The 4218-nt window shown below is 65.8% G+C and carries 2 protein-coding genes and 5 pseudogenes; 4 read left to right on the forward strand and 3 right to left on the reverse strand.

The features are described 5' to 3' along the window. A partial coding sequence (locus ACZ7GZ_RS42440; protein ID WP_471033134.1) for a carbonic anhydrase occupies nucleotides 1-167 on the reverse strand: 167 nt, incomplete at its 3' end. 605 nt (nucleotides 168-772) lie between these two features. Between ACZ7GZ_RS42440 and ACZ7GZ_RS42445 the strand changes: the two are divergent. Then, nucleotides 773-879, forward strand: a pseudogene (locus ACZ7GZ_RS42445) (IS5/IS1182 family transposase); the annotation flags it as partial. Between the two features lie 16 nt (nucleotides 880-895). On the opposite strand, the pseudogene ACZ7GZ_RS42450 reads toward ACZ7GZ_RS42445, so the two are convergent. After that, nucleotides 896-2103, reverse strand: a pseudogene (locus tag ACZ7GZ_RS42450) (IS110 family RNA-guided transposase). Between the two features lie 226 nt (nucleotides 2104-2329). On the opposite strand from ACZ7GZ_RS42450, the pseudogene ACZ7GZ_RS42455 reads away from it, so the two are divergent. From ACZ7GZ_RS42455 to ACZ7GZ_RS42465, 3 genes and pseudogenes are all read left to right on the forward strand, one after another. After that, nucleotides 2330-2731: pseudogene (locus ACZ7GZ_RS42455) on the forward strand (IS5 family transposase); the annotation flags it as partial. A gap of 126 nt (nucleotides 2732-2857) precedes the next feature. Then, a pseudogene (locus tag ACZ7GZ_RS42460) lies at nucleotides 2858-3689 on the forward strand (transposase); the annotation flags it as partial. Between the two features lie 119 nt (nucleotides 3690-3808). Next, on the forward strand, nucleotides 3809-4117 hold the full coding sequence (locus ACZ7GZ_RS42465; RefSeq protein WP_471033137.1) for a transposase: 309 nt from the start codon (nucleotides 3809-3811) through the stop codon (nucleotides 4115-4117). Nucleotides 4118-4141: 24 nt separating this feature from the next. Here ACZ7GZ_RS42465 and ACZ7GZ_RS42470 read toward each other — a convergent pair. Next, nucleotides 4142-4218, reverse strand: a pseudogene (locus ACZ7GZ_RS42470) (transposase); the annotation flags it as partial.

Below are 4218 nucleotides of genomic sequence, written 5' to 3' on the forward strand. Positions count from 1 at the left end.
CGCAGCTCGAAGAGCTCGCCGGGGCGGGCGCCCGTGATCAGGGCGGGGACGACCCGGGAATCGGAGCAGGTGATGAACAGCACCTGCGGGGACTGTCCTTCGGCGAGTTTGGCAAACTCCTCAGGGCGCTGTCCGAATGTACGGGCACTGTCGATGAGGGGCTGCATGAGTGGTATTCCTCCTGGCACGCTGTGAGCATCTCGGGCTTCGAGCGAGCGGCCCGCGACAGCTGGTCTTTCCTACGGACCGCTTCTCGCGACGAGGCTCGCCAGATGGGAGGGGCCGGTTGGGTTGCCCTCGGGTAGTCCGACCGCTGTGGCTGTAGGTCAGTGGCCTTCCGGCGTGCCCAGGCTCCTCCTGGACGTTTCCGCTCCCAATGGTTCAGACACGGCTGACCATCCTTTGTTACGGCTGGATTCTTCGTATCTATGAGAGACCATCCGCTTACTGCTCGTTAGGTTGTGCGGGCCTGAGGGCCACTGCCATCGCGTGGCCCTGGCAGGCCCGGTGCTGAGGCTGATGACGTGTTCCGGGACGGTGAAGCGGTGATCATCACGACGCCGTACTCGGACGCGGCCAACAGACGACGTGCGGCCCCCGTTGCGAAAGCACGTGTGGCAATTGGATGACGTCGTTACCAGTCCCGCCGGTCATCGATACCACGCAGGGATCCTCTTCGAGCCGACTGCACGCAACAGGCGTCCATCACCGCCCCGCGACCACAGCCCGCCTACGATCGGCCCTATGTGGCGGTTTGCTCGTTGACCCACGTATGGGGCGGGATGAGAGTTGGATTGTTCCGGACGGGCTGTGGGAGATCGCGAAGCCGTTGATCCCACCGTCGAGGTGCGGCCGCAGGGCGGCGGCACGCAGGACACGCTTCCCAATGTTGAAGTCAAGCCCCAGCAGTTACAGGCGGTGCGACTTGGTAGCACCTGCCGTCACGGATCAGGGCCCACAGCACGTTGGCGCGGCGTAGGGCGAGCGCGAGCACGGCTTGGACGTGACGCTTACCCTCGGCTCGTTTGCGGTCGTAGTACTTCCGCGAATTGGGGTCGAACCGGATGCTTACCAGCGCGGACGTGTAGAAGACCCGTTGCAGGCGCCTGTGATGTCGCTGAGGCCGGTGGAGATTGCCGCTGATCTTCCCAGAGTCACGAGGTGCTGGGGTCACGCCGGCGAAAGCAGCAAGACGGTCCGGGGTGGGGAAGGCGTCCAGGCTGCCGCCGACGGCAACGAGGAACTCCGCACCGAGGACCGTACCGATGCCGGGCATGGACTGGATCACTTCAGCCAGTTCGTGTTCGCGAAACCGACCTTCGATGAACTTGTCGGTCTCGGCGATCTTCTCGTTGAGGGCTATCACCTCCTTCGCCAGCGTGTGCACCATCTTCGCGATGGAGCTCTCGCCTGCCACGGCCGTGTGCTGTCGTTCAGCTGTCTCAACAGCCTTCGCCGCGAGAGTCTCCGGGGAACGGACCTTCCTGTTGCGGAGCCAGGTGGTCAGTCGATGCAGGCCAGTGCGGCGGATCGCCCGGAGGCGGCCTCGCCGGAGTCTGGTAGCCCGTCAACAGCTGCAATGCCCCGCTCGTGCCGATGTCCAAGGTGCGTTCCAGGGCGGGAACATGCTGTTCAGCAGGCCCTTGAGCCGGTTGATGGTGCGGGTGCGCTCGGCGACCAGATCCACCCGGCGCTCGGTCAGCAGGCGCAGTTCGACGCCCGCGTCATCGCCCGGACAGATGGGCTGAGCTCGCCGCATGCGGGCCTGGTCAGCGATCACTCGCGTGTCCCGGGCGTCGGTCTTGCCTGCTCCGCGGTAGCTGTCGGAGGCACGGTTGACCGCTATGGCCGGGGATGTAGACGAGTACCTGACCGTGGTTGATGAGCAGGGCGATCAGCAGGCCGGGCCCCGCCGCCGGCCATGTCCAGCGCCCACGTGATCTGTCGGCCACCAGCGAGATCCAGGACGTCGCCGATCAGCTTCAGCAGCTCGGGTTCGTCGTTGGCCACCCGTCGTGACAGCAGGGTCTCGCCCTCACTGTCCAGGACCAGAGTGTGGTGGTGGGCCTTGCCGCAGTCGGTCCCTGCCCATATTCGGCTCATCGTGCTCCAGCTCGTCGTGTGTGCAGTACAGACCACAGACGACCTCGCCGGCATTGCTCTACACAGCGACTTGTTCGCATTTCCCAACCGGCGGCCGAGTCGTCGCGGGGAGCCGAGTGGCCAAGCATGTCAAGCCACGAGCGGCAGCCTGATGAAAGCCACACCCAGCTCCCCTGGGTGCCACAACCCTACGAATGGCTGGGGCAGGCCCAGCAAGACGGTAGAGCCTGATGAGACGCTGTTCGCGGCGATCATCTACGTGCTGGTCAGCGGTTGTGCCTGGCGGGCTCTGCCGCCACGCTTCGGGATATCGAAGTCGACTGCGCACCGCCGGTTCTTTAATCTGGTCGCGGGCCGGGGTGTGGGGCCGGCTGCATGAGGCGGTGCTGCGCCGGCTCGATGACGCCGGCCTGATCGATGTCTCGCGCGTGGTCCTCGACTCCGCTCACGTGCGGGCCCGAAAAGGGGGGCGAGCTCACAGGTCCGAGCCCCGTGGACGGGGGCAGGCCGGGTTCCAAGATGCACGTCCTGTCGGACGCAAACGGACTGCCCCTTTCTCGTCAGCGTCTCGGCCGCCAACACCCATGACAGCGAAGCACTGAAGCACGTGATCACGGGTCACCAAACGATTCCCATCGGGCTTGCCAGGCCCGGCTGGTGACTCGCTGTGAGTAGGTCACACCAGCACCAGGGGGCTCGGCGGTGCGGTGATCTCGAATGTGCGGCCGTCTCGTATGAGGACCCACAAGACGTTCAAGTGGTGCGCGTACGGGCCCGGGAGGCCCAGCGACTGCAGAACCTTCTGGAGGACTGCGGGATCAAGCTGACCTCGGTGGTCTCCGACTTCTTCGGCGTCTCCGGGCGGCGGATGCTCAAGGCGCTGATCAGCCGCGAGGGCGATCCGAGGGTGCTCGCCGAGCTGGCCGCGGCCAACCTGCGGACCCGGCGTGAGGTTCTGATCGAGGCGCTGACCGGCTACTTCACCGATCACCATGCGTTCCTGGCACAGACAATGCTGGACCGGATCGACGAGGCCACCGCCATGGAACACCGCCTCAATGCCCGCATCGAAGAGTACATCCGGCCCTTTCAGCGGCAGGTCGAGCTGCTGGCGACCATTCCCGGGGTGAGCGCGCATACCGCCGAGGTGAGCCTCGCCGAGATCGGGGCGGACATCAGCCGCTTCCCCTCGGCCGGCCACCTCGCCTCCTGGGCAGGGGTGTGTCCGGGCAACTACGAGTCCGCGGGCAAGAGCCCGTCGGGCCGCACCCGCCCCAGCGACCCGTGGCTCAAGGGCGTTCTCGGCCAAGCCGCGATCTCCGCCTGCCGCACCAAGGACACCTACCTCGCCTCCCGCTACCGACGCCTGGTCGGACGCCGCGGCCGCCGACGGGCACTGGTCGCCCTGCAGCACTCCATCCTTCATCTCGATCTGGCACATGTTCACCCGCGACATCGAGTACACCGGCCTCGGCGGCGACTACTTCCTCGAACGCACCGGCAAGACCCGCGCCACCCGCCGCCTCGTCAGCCAGCTCAACCGCCTCGGCTACCAGGTCAACCTTCAGCCGGTGGAGGCCACGTGAACGCTCCTAACCTGCACAGACGGGGGATTTTCGTATCAGTGGTCGAGTCGTCGCGGGATGCCAGGCGGCCAATCGTTTGAAGCCACCCATGAGGCTGGAGACACGCAGCCACACCCAGCATCCCTGGGCTTTCCGATCCTACGAGTGACCGGAAGCAAGCCACCACCAACGTAAGGAGACACGACCCCCACCGAGGCCGACACTTCAAACCCCAGCGGCTCCATGCGGACAAAGCCTACGGCCGGGTTGATCTGCGCAGATGGCCCCGGTGGAAGCGCATCGGAGTGCGCATCGCCCGCAAAGGCATCGAGTCCAGCGAGCGATTAGGACGACGCCGCTGGGTCATCGAGCGCACCATGTCCTGGCTCTCCGGCTACTGCCGCCTCAGCCCCCGCTACGAGCGCGACCCCCGCAGCTACCTGGCGTAATCCGGAGTTACTGGCTTCAGCTCGTCAGGGTGAGGGTGGGTCGTCGAAGGTCAGGCCGGTGCCCGCTATGAAGCCGTCGAGAGTGTGGGGCCGGTACTGCA

This window comes from Streptomyces sp. NPDC037288 (genome assembly GCF_055603265.1).